This is a genomic window from Lysinibacillus sp. FW12, from assembly GCF_050817245.1.
Taxonomy (GTDB): domain Bacteria; phylum Bacillota; class Bacilli; order Bacillales_A; family Planococcaceae; genus Lysinibacillus; species Lysinibacillus irui.
Window position 1 is genome coordinate 4,087,198 of sequence record NZ_CP139094.1, and the last position, 20,580, is coordinate 4,107,777.

The 20,580-nt window shown below is 35.4% G+C and carries 19 protein-coding genes; 1 reads left to right on the forward strand and 18 read right to left on the reverse strand.

What is annotated here, in order from left to right:
* Positions 1–297: 297 nt before the first annotated feature.
* The gene (locus tag SJW71_RS21035; protein ID WP_431811479.1) at positions 298–2,790 is read right to left on the reverse strand and encodes an S-layer homology domain-containing protein; all 2,493 of its coding nucleotides are present in this window, start codon (positions 2,788–2,790) and stop codon (positions 298–300) included.
* Positions 2,791–2,859: 69 nt separating this feature from the next.
* A complete protein-coding gene (locus SJW71_RS21040; protein ID WP_431811480.1) occupies positions 2,860–4,752 on the reverse strand; it encodes a stalk domain-containing protein in 1,893 nt (630 codons plus the stop codon).
* Between the two features lie 354 nt (positions 4,753–5,106).
* Between SJW71_RS21040 and SJW71_RS21045 the strand changes: the two genes are divergently transcribed.
* Positions 5,107–5,367 carry a YjcQ family protein gene (locus SJW71_RS21045; RefSeq protein ID WP_431811481.1) on the forward strand — a complete coding sequence of 87 codons (261 nt, stop codon included), beginning with the start codon at positions 5,107–5,109 and terminating at the stop codon, positions 5,365–5,367.
* Positions 5,368–5,461: 94 nt separating this feature from the next.
* Here the strand turns inward: SJW71_RS21045 and SJW71_RS21050 are convergent, their stop codons facing one another.
* The 16 genes from SJW71_RS21050 to SJW71_RS21125 form a co-directional block, all read right to left on the reverse strand.
* The gene (locus SJW71_RS21050; RefSeq protein WP_431811482.1) at positions 5,462–7,171 is read right to left on the reverse strand and encodes a phospho-sugar mutase; all 1,710 of its coding nucleotides are present in this window, start codon (positions 7,169–7,171) and stop codon (positions 5,462–5,464) included.
* A complete protein-coding gene (locus SJW71_RS21055) occupies positions 7,168–8,457 on the reverse strand; it encodes a glucose-6-phosphate isomerase (protein WP_431811483.1) in 1,290 nt (429 codons plus the stop codon). Before SJW71_RS21055 ends, SJW71_RS21050 begins: the two co-directional genes overlap by 4 nt.
* A 92-nt stretch (positions 8,458–8,549) precedes the next feature.
* Positions 8,550–9,518 carry a UDP-glucose 4-epimerase GalE gene (gene galE, locus SJW71_RS21060; RefSeq protein WP_431811484.1) on the reverse strand — a complete coding sequence of 323 codons (969 nt, stop codon included), beginning with the start codon at positions 9,516–9,518 and terminating at the stop codon, positions 8,550–8,552.
* A complete protein-coding gene (gene galU, locus SJW71_RS21065; protein WP_431811485.1) occupies positions 9,515–10,399 on the reverse strand; it encodes a UTP--glucose-1-phosphate uridylyltransferase GalU in 885 nt (294 codons plus the stop codon). Before galU ends, galE begins: the two co-directional genes overlap by 4 nt.
* A gap of 87 nt (positions 10,400–10,486) precedes the next feature.
* Positions 10,487–11,878: an undecaprenyl-phosphate glucose phosphotransferase gene (locus SJW71_RS21070; RefSeq protein WP_431811486.1), complete on the reverse strand. Its 1,392-nt coding sequence runs from the start codon at positions 11,876–11,878 to the stop codon at positions 10,487–10,489.
* Between the two features lie 25 nt (positions 11,879–11,903).
* Positions 11,904–12,770, reverse strand: a complete 867-nt coding sequence (locus tag SJW71_RS21075; protein ID WP_431811487.1) for a glycosyltransferase family 2 protein — start codon at positions 12,768–12,770, stop codon at positions 11,904–11,906.
* An 8-nt stretch (positions 12,771–12,778) separates the two neighbouring features.
* Complete coding sequence (locus SJW71_RS21080; RefSeq protein WP_431811488.1) at positions 12,779–13,738, reverse strand: glycosyltransferase family 2 protein; 960 nt, start codon at positions 13,736–13,738, stop codon at positions 12,779–12,781.
* A gap of 62 nt (positions 13,739–13,800) precedes the next feature.
* Positions 13,801–14,652 (reverse strand): dTDP-4-dehydrorhamnose reductase, encoded by an 852-nt coding sequence (rfbD, locus tag SJW71_RS21085; RefSeq protein ID WP_431811489.1) that lies wholly within the window; start codon positions 14,650–14,652, stop codon positions 13,801–13,803.
* A complete protein-coding gene (gene rfbB, locus SJW71_RS21090; protein ID WP_431811490.1) occupies positions 14,652–15,662 on the reverse strand; it encodes a dTDP-glucose 4,6-dehydratase in 1,011 nt (336 codons plus the stop codon). Before rfbB ends, rfbD begins: the two co-directional genes overlap by 1 nt.
* A gap of 10 nt (positions 15,663–15,672) precedes the next feature.
* On the reverse strand, positions 15,673–16,233 hold the full coding sequence (rfbC, locus tag SJW71_RS21095) for a dTDP-4-dehydrorhamnose 3,5-epimerase (RefSeq protein ID WP_374116341.1): 561 nt from the start codon (positions 16,231–16,233) through the stop codon (positions 15,673–15,675).
* 10 nt (positions 16,234–16,243) lie between these two features.
* Positions 16,244–17,116 (reverse strand): glucose-1-phosphate thymidylyltransferase RfbA, encoded by an 873-nt coding sequence (gene rfbA / locus SJW71_RS21100; RefSeq protein ID WP_431811491.1) that lies wholly within the window; start codon positions 17,114–17,116, stop codon positions 16,244–16,246.
* 22 nt (positions 17,117–17,138) lie between these two features.
* The gene (locus SJW71_RS21105; protein ID WP_431811492.1) at positions 17,139–17,507 is read right to left on the reverse strand and encodes a GtrA family protein; all 369 of its coding nucleotides are present in this window, start codon (positions 17,505–17,507) and stop codon (positions 17,139–17,141) included.
* Positions 17,491–18,420 carry a glycosyltransferase family 2 protein gene (locus SJW71_RS21110; protein ID WP_431811493.1) on the reverse strand — a complete coding sequence of 310 codons (930 nt, stop codon included), beginning with the start codon at positions 18,418–18,420 and terminating at the stop codon, positions 17,491–17,493. Before SJW71_RS21110 ends, SJW71_RS21105 begins: the two co-directional genes overlap by 17 nt.
* Positions 18,413–19,501, reverse strand: a complete 1,089-nt coding sequence (locus SJW71_RS21115; RefSeq protein ID WP_431811494.1) for a DegT/DnrJ/EryC1/StrS family aminotransferase — start codon at positions 19,499–19,501, stop codon at positions 18,413–18,415. The genes SJW71_RS21110 and SJW71_RS21115 overlap by 8 nt, the downstream gene beginning before the upstream one ends.
* A 14-nt stretch (positions 19,502–19,515) precedes the next feature.
* Positions 19,516–20,082, reverse strand: a complete 567-nt coding sequence (locus SJW71_RS21120) for an acyltransferase (protein ID WP_258860910.1) — start codon at positions 20,080–20,082, stop codon at positions 19,516–19,518.
* 1 nt (position 20,083) lies between these two features.
* Positions 20,084–20,500, reverse strand: coding sequence for a sugar 3,4-ketoisomerase (locus SJW71_RS21125; RefSeq protein ID WP_431811495.1), 417 nt, complete (start codon positions 20,498–20,500; stop codon positions 20,084–20,086).
* Positions 20,501–20,580 lie beyond the last annotated feature (80 nt).

Here is a 20,580-nt window from a genome sequence, read left to right on the forward strand (position 1 = left end):
CTTCACTCACTGCGTTCGCTCCAGGGTCTCATCTGTGGCGCTAATCCCCTAGGAGTGACGCTGGCTCCACTCCAATCAACCTTTCTGCAAAAAGTGGCTTTTACTTATCTTCCATACTAGCCATAGCAATCAAAATAGCCCACTATGCACAAAGTGGTAGCGAGGAAGCGGCTCGGCGCACGCCCACAGGGAAGCAAGTAGCTCTAAAACGGAAATCAACCCTCGCTTTAGCGCAAACATTCCTTTTTAAACAACATGAAAAAATCCTCTGTAGCCACTACAGAGGATTCTTCATGTTTATTTTAATGACAAGCATCTATTTAAGAAGCTTGCGAATTGAGCACGCGTAATTTGTGCATCTGGTCTAAACGTATTATCAGGGAAACCTCCAGTTAAATCATTCGCCACAAGCGCTTGGATATTGCTGTACGCCCAGTGTGTTGGTTTAATATCTGTGAAGTTTACCTTGCTTGTTCCCGTTAATTTGTACGCTCTTGTTAAAATCGCTGCCATTTCTGCACGTGAAAGCTGTCCGTTTGGATTGAACTTCCCTGCTTCTTGCCCTTTAATAATGCCAGCCTGCTCGACTGCTGCAATGGCACTGTAGGCATAATGGCTTTTACTTACATCTTTAAAGCTTGAATCCTTCGTCGTTGAGAGATTTAAAGCTCTAGCAATGATTGTAGCTGCCTCTGCACGTGTAATAGATGCTTCTGGCTTAAATGTTCCGTTTGAGTACCCTTTAATAAGGGATTTATCGTATAGGCTTTGGATTTCTGAAAATGCCCAATGCCCTTTCGTTACATCTGTATAAACTAATTCCTCGTGATTGTCTTTATAGACAGCCTGTAATTGATCGAAGTATAGCTTACCTTTCTTTTGAAGAGAAGCTGTTGGTTGCGCGACATACAAACGCTCAAATTTTAATGGCTGTGCTAGATCACTTGGAATATCCGCCGTCACGTATTTCCAGCCACTCCAGTCTAAACCGCCCTGGCTTGTGAAATCAATCGTATGCTTAGCTCCAGCGCCATCAATCACAACACCTCTTAGCCAATGCTTACCTGCATCACCAAATACCCAGACCCCAATGTTTTTAGGCTGCCCTGAAATAGCAATTGGTGCTTTAGCAACCATATAGGCAGCTTTTGTGCCTGTGCCGGCTGTTGTGAAATCATAGTTTAACTGTAAGCTAGCCGCTCCTTGTCTCGCATACTCTTTAGAGCTTGCTAAGGAAGCATTGGCTTTCGCCACTTCTGTTGTCCAAGATGACGTATTATCGAAGCTATCTAGTACAATAGGTTTTTCTGCTAAGTCTACTACTTTCACAGGTGTGGACGTACGAATTCCTTCATACTCTCCAATAATTTTCCCTTCACCTTTTTGTGTAGCGGTGAAGGTAGAACCGTCCATCTTGCCGATATTTCCTTCAACTGTCCAGTTCATATTCGCTGGGTTGATCGTCATTGGATTTAAATATTGATCATAAGCACTTGTAACCTGCATTTCTACAGATGAACCTTTCATCACTTGACTAACACTATTTAATGTAATCGATTTTGCTTTACCAGGTGGCGCAGTATTAACAACCTGTAGAATGGCTGATACACGACGCTCACTACCCTCTGATGGTCTATTCACTAGATTAGCGAAATAACCACCTGGATTACGCACGACCATCGCTGTAGAGCCGCCTCCATCTAAATTAATAGCCGAAGTTGCCCCCATTGAAATTAAATGAGCAGCTAAATCAGATAAATTAACACCATTACTGTGACCGCTAATACGACCATCAACCGTCATAATAGATACCTTTGTACCTGTTGCATCTACTGCTACTGCCGTACGTGGGCTTCGTGTTGAAGCAAAGCCAGAATTTGTTGGCATTGAAATATCAACCTTGCCGTTACGGACAAGCATTGGACCAGCAGCTAAAATGAATTGTGCATCCATCCATTTTGGATCAATCGATAAGCTAACATCCACATTAGTACCTGCTGTGATCTTACTTAATTCAGTAGCTAATTCTTTATTTTGAACAGAAATAACAAAGCCATCTGCTGGTATAGATGAATTACCTTCTACTCCATAAGTTGTTACATGTGACACTGTACCTGAGAATTGATCACCAAAATGCAGGGTGCTTGTATCTTGGGTAGCACCCGTTACCACTAGTTCTACACCCCATGCATTCGAACCTGTTGTTCTTTTTTCAGGTGTATATAAAACGTTTTTATTTGTTCCTCGTTCACTATTAATGAGATCAATAGGATAACTTTTGCCATTCACCTGGAAAGAAAGATTAGTAGAATAATAGTCTGCAATTGCTTTCCCTGTTTTAGATAAACCAAAGGCAACTGGCTTTTGTGTTGGACTATCATACGTATCTCCTAAAATACCATAGTTCACAATTTCATTATTTTCCGCTAACAAGTTCGCGGGCATACCATTTCCTAAAAAGTAAGATGCATTGACTGCACCAACAACGCGATGTCCATCATATGTATTTTGCTTAGCCATCGCTGATGTTGTTTTTAATGAATTAATAGGGTTCGGCATACCGATTTCTAGTTTTGTATATGTATTATTTAAATTAACATCTAAAACATTTACAAACTGACGTAAAGAACTTGAAGTATAGCTTTGCTGAATATGTGTTACTTGTGGTGAAACCTCTTGTTTCACTTCACTGACTTTATTACCTAAACCAGCTGCTTGTCCATTGATTGGGCTAACTACTAGTATAAGCACGAATAGGACGACAACCATTGTTACTAGTTTTCTTGCCATTTTTTCACTCCGAATATAGTCAAAGTTTGGCACGAACTCATGTCACATGACCCGTGCCAGTGACTTTTTTTATTTTGTTTCTACATAGATAGCAACTGGAAGATTAACCCCGCCAGCGTGCATCAGTTCTAATTCAATCGTATCTTTTGAACCTTTCACTTTGAAATCTGGTAGTTCAACATACTCTTCACCTACTCGTAACGACGGTACCAAGTATACTTGGCCATTGACCTTAATAGCCCCACTATATAAACCACCTCGACCAGCAAGCTTCATTTTAATCGTTTTTGTTGAACCAGTTGGATTCACAACTGGGATGGAGATTTTATAATTCACACCAAAATGTCCAGGATTTCCAACAGAGCCATTAATTTGCGACATTGAATTTTCAGCCGTTTGTAAATGGTCAGTACGACCGTTAGAAATATTGTAGCCTACCTCAGGAGAATCTACTGTGTACGCTGGTAGTTCTGCTAGAATTGACGCACTAGACCATGCACCTCTAGGGTGTTTAGCATACTGATCAACTGCCACCTGCTCGGATTGAATTGTTGTTAAATCACTATTATCCTTAGTAAGTACTGTGCGAATCGTATATTCTGGCTTACCGCCATTAACCGCTTGAATATCTAAATCATGTAAAAAGCCAATAATATAATCATAGTTTAGTTCATATGTTTCGATGACCTTCGTTTCCCCTGGGGCAATGACAATGCCACTACTGTCCGATTTCTGAAGCTTGTTATTTAACACAGCATCCGCAATCGTCAAACCAAGGTCATGACCTACCCAGCTATTACCTGTCTTTTGGTTAATGCCTTTCGAGTCAGTGACTTTAATGCTTTCAGTCGTAGACTTGTTTTGAACTGTAATCCCAATGTTGACATCTGTACCTAAAGTATTGTAATGCCAGCCAAAGATACGATGCTTATTCGTTGCTGCTGTTGATTTCACATCATATTGGGCAAGCGTCGCATTATTCAGTGGAACAAGCTTACGTGTTAGCGTTTCTGGATTATCACTAATAAATAAATCACGATCTCCTTCTATACGAGCAGAAGGCACAGCCTCTGGATAAGACGTAGAACCAAATGATTTATCAAGGAATGGGCTTGTGAACATATAACGATAAACGTAAATATACATTTCTTTTTTATCTGTGATATAACGTAAATTACCGCCTAATGCATCCACAAGAAACTTAGCAGGAACGTACATTTTCCCCTTTTGAACAAATGGTTTTTCTATCATTGTTACTGCTTCATTGTTAATTAAAGCTTGATTGCTATTATCTTTGAAAATAAAGCTCATCCCACCAATTAGCAATTCGAAGGAGCCATCAGGTAACCATGTGCCAGATGAATCAGCTAAATAATCATAAATGTAGCTTGCAGGTAAGTAAGTTCTTCCATCCTTCGTAACAATAGGATCTTTCATCACAATACGCTTATTATTGATATGTAAGATATACGGGTCCTCCTGCGGCGGTGCTGGTGTTTCATCTGATAGTGTAATGTCTACTGATTGGGTAGCCTCATCCCAATTAACAATCCCATCAAAGTTTTCACTGACGAAACGTAATGGCATATAGGTACGATCTTTATACATAAATGGAGCAACATCCATCGCAATCTCTTCTCCATCTACTAGAGCTTTCATTGAATCAATCGTTAAATCTACTGTTTTACCATTACGAATAGCCGAGGCCGTCAATGTTTCCTTATCCCAATCAACGCTTGCACCAACAGCTTCATATAATGCACGCATTGGCAATAGTAAAAAATCCGACTTATTTAAAATAGGATCATAAACATGAATCGTTTCTCCATTAATTGTAATGGAAACATTGTTTTTTATCTGAATTCCGTTATTACTAGCAGCTGATGCAGACGCTTGTCCAGGCAAAATCGTAGCCAAAGCAACTGCCGATACAATACATGTAGTCTTTAGTTTCTTAAACATCTCAATCTCCTTTTTTTCCACTTAAAATAGTCTTTATCATCTTAACATGAAAAACCCCTAAAATGTGGGATTTTTATCGAAAAGAGTAGAATACGGTACTAGAGTGCTAACCTCCCTCCTTCAAAAGCTTCATATAAAGAAAGGAGTTTCTCCAATTTGCACGAACATTTTCTATAAAACTCGTTTAGCTCTAGGCATGAATTTCTAAACTTTTCTTTTAAGTAGACTTATTATCGTATAAAAAAGTTACAAAACTGTTAAACACTTTTGAAAAAGATGATTTCTCAGATGACATAAAGTGACAGGCTTTTCTTCATCATTTATACTGTTGCATAAGATTGGAGGATTTATAGCATGGATAATAATATTACTTTACATATTTTAGAAGGTATACATAATCATGAAGAACCTAAATTTTACGATTTTGATATAGATAAAGAAACGTTTGGAGAGATAGTGGAAGCAATGCAACATGAAGGTCTTATTTCTGGAGCAAAAATTTCTCGTGTGGGGTTAGAGAATAGAGTATTAGTAGTTGCTCTTCAAGATGTTAAGGTTGAATTAAAGGGACTAAACTATATGAAAAATATGAAGCTTACTCAAATTATTCAATAGAGTCTTGATAATATAGATATTTTCTTATACATAAAGCGCTCCTCTTTAATTATTCATTTTGCTAATTAAATAAGGAGCGCTAATTAAATTTATTCTACTTTACTATCTCCAGCACAGCTTGCTTCACTTGCTCAAGCTTTTGCTGTGTCTGTTCTGCGGTTTCGCCTACTACACCAATATAAAACTTGCATTTCGGTTCTGTACCAGAAGGACGAATAGCAATCCATGAATCGTCCTCAAGAATTAACTTTACTACATTTTCTTTTGGAAGAGTAAGCCCTTCTATTGTTCCGTTTGCTAAGACAGCTTGTCCTACTAAATAGTCTTCCGTACGAAGCACTGCCAAATTAGCAATTTTTTTTGGCATATTGTCACGTAAACGTTGTAACATAACTTCCATTTCTGCTTGCCCGTTTTTACCCTCAAACTGTTGGGAAAGCAGTGCTTCATTGTGGTAACCATATTCCTTATATAAATTGTCAAGCTGATCAAGCAATGTATGACCTTGCATCTCATAAAAAGCAGCCATTTCTGCAACCTTCAATGCAACTTGCACGGCATCTTTATCTCGCACAAAAGTTTCAATTAGATACCCATAACTTTCCTCATAGCCGAATAAATACGAATACTCACCCGTTCGCTCGTACTCTGCAATCTTCTCAGCAATATATTTAAAGCCTGTTAATGTATTTACTGTCGCTACACCATATTTTTCAGCAATATGAGCACCCAATTCTGAAGTAACAACCGTTTTTAACATAACTCCATTTTGAGGTAATGTACCGTGTTGTTGTTTTGTCGACAATATATAATGCAGCAATAACGCACCAAGCTGATTCCCTGTCAAAAGCACATAACTATTACCACTTTTAACAGCTACCCCCAAACGATCAGCATCTGGATCGGTTGCTAGCAATAAATCTGCCCCAACCTGTTCACCAAGCTTCATAGCTAACTCAAAGGCTTTTGATTCCTCTGGATTTGGATATGGAACTGTTGGAAATTCTCCATCCTGCACAGCTTGCTGTTCTACAATGTGTACCTGTTGAAAGCCGAATGCCCGTAATCCTTCACTAACTGGCACCAAACCAGCTCCATGCAATGGTGTATAGACAATGTTCATATTTAAAGCCATATCTTGATTGCTCTTTAAAGTTGAAAGACTTGTTAAATACTCATTATCTAAATCACTCGCAAGCCATGTAACATATCCTTGCTGTTCTAATAAAGCAAGCTCTTCTTCTTTAATAGCAAAAATATCCTTTATTTTGTTCATATAGTGGATAATCTCATTTGCAAAATCTGGTGTTAGCTGTGCGCCATCCTCACCATATACTTTAAAGCCGTTGTACTGTTTTGGGTTATGACTTGCAGTAATTACGACACCGGCATAAGCATTTAATTTACGAACTGTAAACGACAACTGAGGGGTTGGTCTAGCTTCCTTATATATATAGGATCGAATTCCATGTGCTCCTAGTACACTTGCAGTCTCACAGGCAAATTCATAGGAAAAATGGCGGGTATCATACGCCAGTACAACGCCACGCTGTTTAGCTTCTTCCCCATTAGACTCAATATAACGAGCAAGACCTTCTGCTACCCGGCGAATCGTATAAATGTTCATACGATTCGTTCCAGCTCCTAGTAAACCGCGCATGCCACCTGTCCCAAATGATACATATTGATAAAAACGATCTTCAATGGCCTGTTCATCAGAAGAAATAGTGGTAAGCTCCTCAGCTAAATAGCTTGGAAGCGGCTGAGCTAACCAGCAATTAATTAATTCTTGAACATTCATCATTTACTTATCACCTTTTCTTCTTTCAACAACTCTAGCATTTTACTTTTATAGGCTTCTACACCTGGCTGGTCAAATGGATTAACCTCTAGCAAACAGGCACTCATCGCACATGCCTTCATAAAGAAATAAATCAAATAACCAAGATGATAAGCATCGAGCTTTGGCAATTCTAGTTGAATAACAGGCACCTGGCCTTCAGCATGTGCAAGGGCTGTTCCTTGCTTAGAAATAGCATTAATCTCATTAAAAGTACGAGTCGACAAATAATTTAAGCCATCCTCATTCCGTGCATCAAAAGGTACAGCTAAATCGCCTTCAATCTCATGGAAGTGTAACAATGTTTCGAACATGACGCGACTACCTTCTTGAATAAATTGCCCAATTGCATGTAAGTCGGTAGAGAAGTTGACAGTAGAAGGATAAAGCCCTTTATACTCTTTCCCTTCACTTTCACCAAATAATTGCTTCCACCATTCATGAAATTTATTGAGACCTGGCTCAAATGAAGCAAGTAATTCAATCGTATAGCCTTGCTCATAGAGAATATGACGCATCACCGCATATTTGTAGGCATCATTATATGCCAAATCTTCCTCTTCTAGCTCTGTTGCAGCATGACGAGCACCATTCATTAAAGCACGAATATCTACACCTGCAACAGCTACAGGTAGCAAACCTACAGGAGTTAAAACAGAATAACGTCCTCCCACATCAGCAGGTATGACAAATTGACGATAGCCTGCCTTATCGGCAATTCCTTTTAATATACCTTTATCTGCATCAGTCGTTACAATAATGCGCTCTGTTGCCTTTTCACCATAACGCTCTTCCATATATAAACGCATGACACGAAAAGCAAGTGCAGGTTCCATTGTCCCACCTGACTTTGAAATAACATTAACATATACTTGTTTTGTATCTAAATAAGCGAGAAGCTCTTTAATATAGGCACCACTCATATTAAGACCTACGTAGACAACTTCGATTCCGCTCTTAGCCAGACCAAAATAAGGCATTAAAGCCTCCTGTATCGCACGTGCACCTAAGAAAGAGCCTCCCACACCTACAACAACCAAAACATCAGCACAAGCCCTTATTTCACTTGCTACATGTTCAATAGAAGTCAGCATTCCTTCATGATTCTCTAGCGGTGAATCTATCCAGCCTGTTAGAGGATATTGTGGCAAAGTGTTATGGATTTTTTTTACACGATCTTTATATTGAATAAGATCACTATTATTTAGCGAACAATTTAACAATGTTGTTTTAACAATTTCTGTCAACACTATAGAATCCTCTCTTCTTAAGGTAAATTTTGATATGTATATTATGACATATAGAAAAAAGAAAACCAACTCGAACCATGTCGAATTGGTAATTAGAATTGTTTTTTATGCCATATCCATGCACTTTTTATAATATCTTGAATGTCCAATCGGGGCTTCCAACCTAATTCAGCATAAATTTTATCCGCATTGGCAACTAGCTTAGCAGGATCACCCGGACGTCGTTCAACATTCTGTACATTCGCCTTTTTCCCAGTAATTTGCTCACACGTTTCAATAATTTGCTTCACTGAATAACCGTCACCATTTCCCAAATTATATGTTGCTGTTGCAATCCTATTTTCTAATAATGCCTCAAGTGCCAATAAATGCGCGTTAGCTAAATCAGTAACATGAATATAGTCTCTAATACAAGTCCCATCAGGTGTATCATAGTCAGTGCCAAATACTGAAATGTAGTCTCGATGTCCTCCTAAATGCTGAAGGATAATCGGAATTAAATGTGTTTCTGGATCATGACTTTCGCCAATTTCAGCTGTTTCATCAGCCCCTGCCGCATTAAAATATCGTAAAACAACATATTTCAATCCGTAACTATGTGCGAAATCGGCGAGTATTTGCTCAACCATTAACTTCGACTGACCATATGGGTTAATTGGCTGAGTTGGCGTTTCTTCATCGATGTCATCAACATTTGGCATCCCATAAGTTGCAGCAGTAGAAGAGAAAATAAACTTATTAATTTGATATTGCTTCATCATTTTTAATAAATTTAATGTAGCTACAACATTATTCTCATAGTATTTCAGAGGATTAATTACAGACTCACCAACTAAGCTACAGGCTGCAAAATGTAAAACTGCTTCAATTTTATATGTATTAAATATGTATTGAACAGTAGTAGGATCTCCCAAATCACCTTGTACAAAAATAGCTCTTGTGTCTACTGCCCAAGAATGACCTGTGCTCAGATTATCTAGTACAACAACATCTTGACTTTTTACTAATTCTTTCACCAAATGACTACCAATATAACCGGCACCACCAACAACTAGTATCATATCGTTTCACCACTTAACTCTTTGGCTTTTTTTAAAATAAATTCTTTTATACCTTCACTCAAATCATCACGTTCCAATGCAAAATCAATAATTGTTTCTATAAATCCTAATTGCTCACCAACATCATAACGTCTTCCTTCAAAGGCATAGGCAAAAACTCTTTGGATACCATTTAAAGATTCAATGGCATCGGTTAATTGAATTTCCCCACCTTTCCCCTTCTTCTTTTCATCTAAGAAGCGGAATATTTCTGGGGTCAATATATAGCGTCCAATAATTGCAAAATTGGATGGTGCTTCCTCTAATGCTGGCTTTTCAACAAATTTAGTGACTTGCATTAATTGGTTGTCACGGCTTACCGGATCTATTACACCATAACGATGAACGTCTTCATCGGCTACCTCTTGTACACCAATGACACTTGAAAAAGTATTTTCATATTGATTCATGAGTTGCTTTAAACAGGGCTCTTCACTTTTTACAATATCATCACCAAGCAGCACAGCAAAAGGCTCATCACCAATAAATTTACGGGCGCACCAAATGGCATGCCCTAAACCAAGTGGTTCTTTTTGCCGAATATAGTGAATCTCAACATTGGCAGATTCCTGCACCTTTTCAAGAATATCAAATTTACCTTTTTCAAGTAGGTTTGTTTCAAGCTCTAACGCATTATCAAAATGATCCTCAATAGCTCGTTTACCTTTTCCTGTAACTATAATAATATCTTCAATCCCTGATGCAATGGCTTCCTCTACAATATATTGAATCGTAGGCTTATCTACTATCGGTAACATTTCTTTAGGCATTGCTTTTGTAGCAGGAAGGAAACGTGTACCAAGCCCAGCTGCAGGGATTATTGCTTTACGGATTTTTTTCATTGCGCGTCACTTCCTAAAGAAATTTACATGAATTCTAAATGATTGTTTTTCAACACTGTTAAATTCAAAAATTATTGGCATTTTAATTTAATATGCATTTTTATTTACAAAGCCATTGATAATTGTCTTCATAATTATTTTAATATCAAATAATAAAGTCCAATTTTCAATATACTGAATATCGTGCTCTATTCGGTCTTCAATGGAAGTATCTCCGCGCAATCCACATACTTGAGCCCATCCTGTTATTCCAGGTCTCACATGATGCTTTACCATATATTTAGGAATTTCTTCTTTAAATTGATCCACAAAATAAGGTCGCTCAGGTCTAGGTCCAACTATACTCATGTCACCTTTCAGCACATTAAAGAATTGCGGAAATTCATCAAGACTAGTTTTGCGCAGGAAAGTACCAAATTTAGTCCTTCTGGGGTCATTTTCCACCGTCCATTGTGTATTAGAGTTTTCTACAGACATGTGTTTCATCGATCTAAATTTATACATATAAAACGTTCTTCTATTTAGGCCCACGCGCTCCTGTTTGAATAAAATAGGTCCCGGAGAGGTTAATTTTACGCCAAGAGCAATAAACAATAACAATGGTGAGATAACAATTATTGTACATAACGAAAATGCAATATCAAATATTCGCTTCAGTACTCTATTTATATATTCATCTAATGGTATATCCCGAACATTGATGACTGGTAAATCACCAAAACGTTCAAAGTGTGGCGTTGCAGGCAGAATATCATAAAAGTCTGGCACAATCGATACTCGTACACCTGCCTTTTCGCAGGCTTCTATAATTTGGTGATATTTAGAGAAAACTGTTAAAGGTAGTGCAATAACTACCTCATCAATTATTTTATTTTCTAAAATTGTTGGAAGATCCTCAATCTTCCCTAATACTTTTTGTTCTCTATGGATTTCTTTAAAATCATCCAAAAAACCAATTACTTGTAGCCCATATTCGGGATGGTTATCTAAGTTTTCTATATACCTTTTTCCTATTGATCCCGCTCCTAAAATTAACACAAACTGTTGGTTGAAGCCTTTTGTTCTCATGGCTCTTAATAGTTGCTTAACAAAAAAGCGATATACGACAATTATCAAAAACCCTACAAGTAGATAGATGATTAAGAACATCCTTGAAATATCGATCGTTTTAACAATAAATAAAACACTTAACAAAATAAACATACTATAAATTTGCACTTGGATTATTTTGGAAATTTCTTTTGCAAACTTCATTTTTCTTTTGGGTACGTATAAGCCAATCAAAAAGCCTATAGCCAAAAATGCCACCGAGTAAACAATGTTCCAAATAAAATAATCAGTTAGTGGCAAATACGACCCTTGTTGCTCTTTATTAATCACAAAGCGAAAATACCATGCAACAGCAAATGCTAATTGAATAAAGATGAAATCTGTTGTCATATATAGCTGTGTTATAAAGCGCTCTTTTCCTCTTATCACTTTAATCACCTATTTAACTTTATATTTAATGTACTTTTTTCAAAAGGTTACTTATTGTAGCCAATGTTAGCTTTAATGTAATTCCTGTATAAACTACACTATTAACAAAAAAGTTATATTTTTTTGCAAAATGCTTTTTATGGAATATATACATGGCTCTATGGAACTCATAAACTATTTTAAATGGCTTTTTTCGACTACTAGCACCCTTATAATGAGTAATAGATACCGTTGGATTATAAACAATTCGCCATCCTGCTTCTTTAATTCTATAACACCAGTCTATATCTTCCCCATACATAAAAAATTCTTCATCTAAAAGCCCCACTTGCTCAATTACTTCTCTTCTTACCATCATAAATGCACCTACTAAACAATCAATGTCATGTATTTCTTTCATATTGAGGTAGCTTTTATGATAGCTATTATATTTAGGGCTAGTTGGATATTTTTGAGCTAAACCTATCATATAATAGAAGGACGCATCTGGAGTTGGAAAGCCTCTATGGCAAGCCTTATCCAATGTACCATCAGCTAAATTTACTTCGCATCCAACAGCACCAATATTCGTTTCTCTATCCATGAAACAAATAATTTTATCTAATGTATTGTCATTCACTATAGTATCAGAATTTAGCAATAAAACATAACGGCCGTTACACTCTCTTATTGCTTGGTTATTAGCTTTGGAAAATCCGACATTTTCTTTATTAGATATCGTATGCACTTGCGGAAATAGATTTTGAATTTGTACTACAGACCCATCTGAAGAAGCATTATCTACTACAAAAATCTCATATTGGAAACTTAAATTTGATTTTAAAACTGATTGAATACAATCAATTGTTAGCTTTTTTGTATTATAATTAACAATTACTATACTTAAATCCATTTTAATTTTTACCATATTCCTTTAAAATATTGATAAATCTTTTTCGAAGGAGCCTTTCTATATGATTGTATAAACGCTTTCTTATTTTTTAGACTTTTATACTCTATAAAAAGAAGTTTATATGCATAGAAAAGCTTTCGTTCTTTTAGGAGAATATAAACTAAACAAGATGCTTCATATAGTAAAATAAAAGGAAAATGCAATAAAAAGTAAAATATGTTATCGTTTTTAATTACATAAAAATGTCTATTGATATAGGAATGTTTTCTGGTTTTAAGGGAGATATCCTTCCTTGATTTATTATCCTTCCAACTGCGTTCATGTTTTGCTATGGCTTTAGGGACAAAACATATTTCCCAACCTGCTAGCCTTGCTCTCCAACTAACATCAACATCTTCTTTATAAGCAAAAAAACTTTCGTCAAAAAATTGCCCATCTCTTGAAATCATGTCAACCATTGCTCTTTTATAAACCGCAGCAGCACCTGAAACTCCAAAAACATTTATCATATCATCATATTGTCCTTGGTCTACTTCCCCACTTCCCCGATCAACTGCACGACGACTTTTCTTTATATTAATTCCTGTACTGTCAATAATGTGTGAATTTAAATCTCTATATAATTTACCAGTTGCAGCACCAACCTTTTCATTAAGCTGCATAAATTTTATAATATGTTCTATATAATATTTATCTAATATTACATCTGGATTTAATACTAAAACATAATCTGTCTCAGCATAATTTAAACCTTGGTTATGACCACCTACAAATCCGCTATTTATGCTATTTTGAACAAAATAAACATTCGAATAATGAGAAACAATGTCTTTAATGCAATCATTTGAATCATTATCAATGACTATTATCTTCTCAACTGGATACGATTGCAAAATTACTGAATCTAAACAATCTGCTATATAATCCGCACTATTATATGTAACGATTTGAACAGCTATACTAGCCAAATTACCCCTCTATTCCTTTTATAATACATTTTAATTATAGCTTTATAAACAAAAATAACAATCTAAAGGAGATTGTTATTTTTGTTTATATATTCACCTAAAGCTTCCTTCCAATTTCTCCTAGGAGTAAAGCCATTTATTCGAACCGACAAATCGCCTAAGACAGAATAAGCTGGACGCTTTGCAGGTCTTGGGAATTGATCTGACGTTAATGGATCAACTTTGAGATCTTTTTTAGCTAATTTAAATATCTCTTGGGCAAATTCATACCAAGAGCATATTCCACTATTTGTACAATGATAGATACCGTATTTTTCAGTTTGTACTAGCTCAATTAGAAACTCTGCTAAGTCAACTGTATAAGTAGGAGATCCAACTTGGTCATAAACTACACCCAGCTCGGATTTTTCCTCAGCTAATTTTAGCATGGTTTTCACAAAGTTAGGACCATATTCTCCATAAACCCATGCTGTACGTACAATAAAGTACTTTGTGTGAAGCGTTTGTGTTAAAAACTCACCTGCATACTTTGATTGTCCATACACTCCTAATGGATCCACATTCATATACTCATTATATGGAGACGTTGCTTGTCCATTGAAAACATAGTCAGTACTAATATAACAAATTTTTGCTCCAACTTTTTCTGCTGCAACAGTTAAATTCCGCTGCCCTACAGCATTTACTTGAAAAGCTAACTCTTCATTAGTTTCTGCTCCATCAACATTTGTATAGGCAGCAGCATTAATAATAATATGGGGTTTGATATCACCACATACAGTTAACACACTCTCTATATCTGTAATATCTAACTGAGTTTTAGTAAATGCAAACAAATCGTATTCACTATCTGATAATTGTTTAACAAGCTCCTGACCTAGTTGTCCATTAGCACCTGTTACCATAATCCTCATTACAATTTACCACCATACTGTTGTTGATAATAGTTTTGATAATCTCCCGAAATGATATTTTCCCACCAGGCCTGATTATCTAGATACCATTGTACCGTTTCTTTTAAACCTGTTTCAAATGTATACGTTGGCTCCCAGCCTAACTCTTTTTGAAGCTTCGTCGGATCAATGGCATAACGTCGATCATGACCTAAACGATCTTCTACATATTGGATTAATGATTCTGGCTTATCAAGCTGCTTTAAGATTTCTTTAACAACCTCTAAGTTCGTTTTTTCATTATGTCCACCTACATTATAAACTTCACCATTCATGCCTTTATGTAAAACCAAATCAATAGCACTGCAATGATCTGTTACATGTAGCCAATCTCGAACATTCTTACCATCACCATAGACAGGAAGTTTTTTATCATTTAAAGCATTAATGATCATTAAAGGAATTAGTTTTTCAGGGAAATGGAATGGACCATAATTGTTAGAACAACGTGTAATATTTACTGGTAGACCAAATGTTTCATGATATGCAAGTACAAGCATATCTGCTCCAGCTTTACTTGCACTATAAGGGCTATTTGGAGCTAGTGGTGTTTGTTCAGTAAAATAACCACCCTCCCCCAATGAGCCATATACTTCATCAGTTGATACTTGTAAATATTTTTTCACATTGTACTTCTTGGCTGCATCCAATAATACTTGTGTCCCTTGAATATTTGTTTGCACAAAAATACTAGGGTTTGTAATACTACGGTCAACATGTGATTCTGCAGCGAAATTAATAACAGCATTTACACCATCACCAATTAGTTGATCCATCGTCTCTGTATCTGTTATATCAGCCTTGACAAATTGATAATTTGGCTTGCCTTCAGATGGCTTTAAATTTTCTAAGTTACCTGCATATGTTAAAGCATCAACATTAACAATCGAATACTCAGGATATTTTTCCATCATGTAGTTAACAAAGTTACTACCAATAAAACCTGCTCCACCTGTAACTAAAATCTTCATATTATCATTCCTAACCTTTATAAATAAATTGGCGTTCTAAATCCTTTAAATAAGGATGCTTTGTATCTTTGTCAGATAATATTGGATTTGACGTTGGCCAGTCTATATTCAAATCTGGATCATCCCAAGCAATCCCCCGATCATGCTCTGGAGAATAATAATTATCTACCTTATAAAGAAACTCTGTATTTTCAACTAAAGTGCAATAACCATGGGCAAAGCCTTGTGGAATAAGTAATTGCCTTTTATTACTTTCACTTAATATAAATCCTTCCCATAGACCATACGTCGGAGACCCTTGACGAATATCCACAATTACATCATAAACGGCACCACTGGTAACTCTTACAAGCTTCGTTTGAGCGAATGGCTCTAATTGGTAATGCAAACCTCGTAAAACACCACTCTCATTTGATAGTGCATGATTATCTTGTATAAAGTTAAATGTGAAATCATTATCCTCAAATAATTGGGCGTTATAAGTTTCCATAAAGAAGCCTCGATTATCCCCAAATACCTTTGGCTCAAAAAGATATGCATCTAATAACTTTGTCTTAATAAATCCCACCATAAAGGACCCCTTATAATTTTTTATTTGCTAATGAAATAAGATATTGACCATATCCATTTTTCTTTAACGGTTCTGCTAACTCTAATAACTGCTCTTTTGAAATATACCCTTTACGAAAAGCAATTTCCTCTAAACATGCTACTTTTAAACTTTGTCGTCTTTCTATCGTTTCGATAAAAGCTGATGCTTCTAAAAGCGACTCATGTGTTCCTGTATCGAGCCATGCAAAACCTCGACCTAATAATTCCACATGAAGATTTCCGGATTCTAAATAAGCCTTGTTTATATCCGTAATTTCAAGCTCTCCACGAGGAGATGGTTTGATAGACTTTGCAATTTCTACTACACGATTATCATAGAAATATAACCCAGTTACAGCATAACTAGATTTAGGTAATTCAGGTTTTTCTTCTATAGAAATTGCTTTACCCTTATTATCAAACTCAACAACTCCAAATCGTTCTGGATCTTTAACATTATAGCCAAAAACTGTAGCTCCATTTTCTCTTAAAGCAGCTCGTTCTAACATTGCTGTAAATTTATGTCCGTAGAATATATTATCTCCTAAAATTAAAGCAACAGACTCTGAGCCTATAAATTCTTCTCCGATAATAAATGCTTGAGCTAAGCCATCAGGTGACGGTTGGACAGCATATGATAAGTTTAATCCCAAATCTTGCCCATCACCTAATAATTGCTCAAAACGGGGGGTATCCTCAGGTGTTGAGATAATTAGAATATCTTTAATGCCAGCTAACATCAGTACTGACAACGGATAATAAATCATTGGTTTGTCATAAATCGGTAATAATTGTTTAGATACTGAGCGAGTTAAGGGGTATAAGCGTGTACCGCTTCCTCCCGCTAAAATAATTCCCTTCAAAATGTTCCTCTCCTGCAATTACTTATTTTTTCAAAATGTATTTTGATAATAGAAATGTTAATGGTATTGAAACTACTATAACTAAAATAGGTGCCATAACCTCATTAACAATATTATTTTTAACTAATAAATTAAGTACAATCACGTTTATTATATATTGAACGATATACACAATTGGATATCCAATTGCCTTTTTAAACGTTAGTTTAACATTAAAAACATATTTTGCATTTAATAGAAACGAGATAACAATTCCACTGATATAAGAAATGACATAAGCATAATTATATTCTATATATGAGAGTAACGTTAGATAAACGCAATAAGTTGCAACTGTATTAAAACCACCAACACATAAAAAACGAATAAATTCCTTATTCATACACTTCATCTACAATGAAACCAGGTTTTTTTCGAGTCTCATCTAGGATCCTCCATAAATATTCTCCAATTATTCCGAGCATCATCATAATAATTCCTTGTAATAAGGTAATTAGTGCTACAATAGTTGTCCAACCTTGTACAGCTACATATCCAGCTATGTATGCAACAATTGTAAATAATGCATAGATAAAACTTAATAAGGCAACTGTAAACCCAATCCCTGTCATAAAGCGGATCGGTGCATAAGAAAAACTCACAAATGAGTCAACAAAAAGTTTAATTTTTTTTGATAAAGTCCAACGTGATTTACCATGTTTTCTTTCTTGTCGAATATATGGAATGAAGTCTTGATCATGGCCAAGTGAAAAAATTAAACTCATAATATTTGTATTTTTTTCGCTAATTAAAACTAATTCCTGGACAACTTGTTTATCGATTAGAACAAAATCAAAACCACCTTTTGGATAACCTTTAATTGCAAATCTATCCATCAAGTAGTAATAAGTGTTTGAAAAAAGTTTTTGAGAAAAGCTTTCTTCACGATCAGTTCGCGTTGCCATTACTACTTTTTTGCCTCGTTCCCAACACTTAATCATATCTTTGAATAACTCTGGAGGATCTTGAAGATCTGCTGAAATAATACCTACACAGTCTCCAGAAACGTAATTTAATCCTGCCTGAATTGCTTGCATTGATCCATAATTTTTACTTAACTTTATTACTTTAATACGGGCATCTTTTTTCCTTTCTTCCAGTAATAATTTTAAAGAGTCATCTTTAGAACCATCATCAACAAAAACAAATTCAAGATCGTAACTTGGGAATAGTTCTGTTAGTGATTGAAGCCTTGGTACTGTATATGGAATATTTAATTCATTAAAGTAAATTGGAACTAAAATAGAAAAAGTCTTTTTACTCATAACTATTAATTACCTTTACAACCTTCTTGGCTTCTTCAATGGTCATTACAGGACTTATTGGTAAGCTTAAAATTTCACTATGAATTTTCTCGGATATTTCAAAACTTAAATGATTCCATTCTTTATAGGCCTTTTGTTTATGAGGTGGGATAGGATAATGAATAATTGTTTGAATAGAGTTTTCGAGCAAATATTTTTGAAGTCTATCACGTTCTTTTGTTCGTACTACAAAAACATGCCATACATGCTGGGTATCAACTTCAACTAATGGAAGTATTACGTTGCTATTATTAATATTATCCAAATAATATTTTGCTATTTTACGTCTATCATTATTTTCGCTAACTAAAAAATCTAACTTTACCGAAAGGACAGCAGCTTGAATTTCATCAAGTCTACTATTAATGCCTTTATATAAGTTTTCATATTTTTTATGAGAGCCGTAATTTCTAAAAGCTACTATTTTTGTATATAAGGCTTCATCATTGGTTGTTATCGCCCCACCGTCCCCCAGTGCGCCTAGATTTTTACCTGGATAAAAACTAAAACCCGCTGCATCTCCAAGATTCCCTACTTTTTCACCTCTATAAATTGCACCGTGCGCTTGAGCACAATCTTCTATAACTTTTAAATTATATTTTTTTGCAATGTCAATAATCGGAGCCATGTCACAACTTTGTCCATATAAATGCACAACCATAATAGCTTTTGTTTTATTGGTAATATGCTTTTCAATATTAGCAGGATTAATATTATATGTACTTAAAGTAGGCTCTACTAAAACAGGTGTAGCACCATTAGAGGAAATAGCTAAAATAGAAGCAATATAAGTATTTGAAGGTACTAAGACTTCATCTCCTTCTCCAATATCGTAGGCTTTTACTATTAAAGAAAGGGCATCTAATCCGTTCGCTACGCCAATACAATATTTTGTACCACAAAAGTCTGCGAATTTCTTTTCGAATTCATTTACAGAGTTACCCAGTATATACCAACCAGATTTTAGAACCTTATCTAATGCATGGCTAATGGCATCATAATGCTTTTCATTCATTTTTTTCAAATCTAAAAATTGAATCATTTACTATTCACCCTTCATTTTAATTGTATCACTTCTCCAGTAAGAACTTTTTTATATATTTTGCCACAATTACATTCAGCTTTTTCAGAAATAAAATGTAGTTTCTCTGTACATTCACAAATATGATATTTAAATTTCGCTGGATTACCAAATACTAATGAGTACGCAGGAACATCTTTTGTTACAACTGAACCAGCACCTACCATTGCAAACTTGCCAATAGTATTTCCAGCTATAATAACACTGTTAGCACCTACACTTGCTCCTTCTGCAACTAAAGTTTTCATAAATGACTCCGGATATTGCTTACTTCGTGGCATTAAATCATTCGTAAAAACTACATTAGGCCCTAAAAATGCATTATTTTCAATTTTAACTCCATTCCAAATGTAGATCCCTGATTTTATAGTTACATTGTCTCCTATTTCCACATCATTTTCGATAAAACAATGATCACAAATATTACAATTAGCGCCAATTTTAGCACCTTCTAAAATGTGTACAAAAGCCCAGACGCGAGTATTTTCACCTATCTCTTTGGTTTCGATTAAAGCGTGGGAGTGCTTATAAAATTCCCCCATATTACACCTCCTGTGTTTTTTTAGAATAAACTTCTAAAAATTTATTATAATCTCTAATATAATCCTTACTATCATATAATTCTGAGGCAAGCACTAAAAGCACGCAATCTTCTGAGAAATCATACATCTCATGCCAATCGTTTGGTTCCAAAATTAGGACTTTATTAGGTGCATCTAAAAGTACTTCATCTGTTCTAATTGTATTATCTAAAAATACTTTACATGAACCTGAAACGCTAATTAATGCTTGTCTAGTTTTATAATGTGCATGAAAGCCTCTACATACCCCTTGTTTTGTACTATAAATATAAAACACTCTTTTTACTTCAAAAGGTACATGAACTTGGTTTTCTATAACTGATAGGTTTCCGCGATCGTCTCCTAATATATCTATCTCTAAAATTCTACTTAAGTTCATCACTATGCCCCTTATCTACTAATTTCTAAGATACAACTTCCATTTATTAGAGTTTTATGCTAGTAACCAGATATCTCTCT

Coding starts and splice junctions, on each gene's coding strand:
- SJW71_RS21120 (WP_258860910.1), bottom strand. CDS start 20,082: ATGGGGGAATTTTATAAGCACTCCCACGCTTTAATCGAAACCAAAGAG.
- rfbD (WP_431811489.1), bottom strand. CDS start 14,652: ATGAGGATTATGGTAACAGGTGCTAATGGACAACTAGGTCAGGAGCTT.
- galE (WP_431811484.1), bottom strand. CDS start 9,518: ATGATACTAGTTGTTGGTGGTGCCGGTTATATTGGTAGTCATTTGGTG.
- SJW71_RS21045 (WP_431811481.1), top strand. CDS start 5,107: ATGGATAATAATATTACTTTACATATTTTAGAAGGTATACATAATCAT.
- rfbB (WP_431811490.1), bottom strand. CDS start 15,662: ATGAAGATTTTAGTTACAGGTGGAGCAGGTTTTATTGGTAGTAACTTT.
- SJW71_RS21040 (WP_431811480.1), bottom strand. CDS start 4,752: ATGTTTAAGAAACTAAAGACTACATGTATTGTATCGGCAGTTGCTTTG.
- SJW71_RS21075 (WP_431811487.1), bottom strand. CDS start 12,770: ATGGATTTAAGTATAGTAATTGTTAATTATAATACAAAAAAGCTAACA.
- SJW71_RS21105 (WP_431811492.1), bottom strand. CDS start 17,507: ATGAAGTGTATGAATAAGGAATTTATTCGTTTTTTATGTGTTGGTGGT.
- SJW71_RS21050 (WP_431811482.1), bottom strand. CDS start 7,171: ATGATGAATGTTCAAGAATTAATTAATTGCTGGTTAGCTCAGCCGCTT.
- SJW71_RS21115 (WP_431811494.1), bottom strand. CDS start 19,501: ATGATTCAATTTTTAGATTTGAAAAAAATGAATGAAAAGCATTATGAT.
- SJW71_RS21110 (WP_431811493.1), bottom strand. CDS start 18,420: ATGAGTAAAAAGACTTTTTCTATTTTAGTTCCAATTTACTTTAATGAA.
- SJW71_RS21125 (WP_431811495.1), bottom strand. CDS start 20,500: ATGAACTTAAGTAGAATTTTAGAGATAGATATATTAGGAGACGATCGC.
- SJW71_RS21035 (WP_431811479.1), bottom strand. CDS start 2,790: ATGGCAAGAAAACTAGTAACAATGGTTGTCGTCCTATTCGTGCTTATA.
- galU (WP_431811485.1), bottom strand. CDS start 10,399: ATGAAAAAAATCCGTAAAGCAATAATCCCTGCAGCTGGGCTTGGTACA.
- rfbC (WP_374116341.1), bottom strand. CDS start 16,233: ATGGTGGGATTTATTAAGACAAAGTTATTAGATGCATATCTTTTTGAG.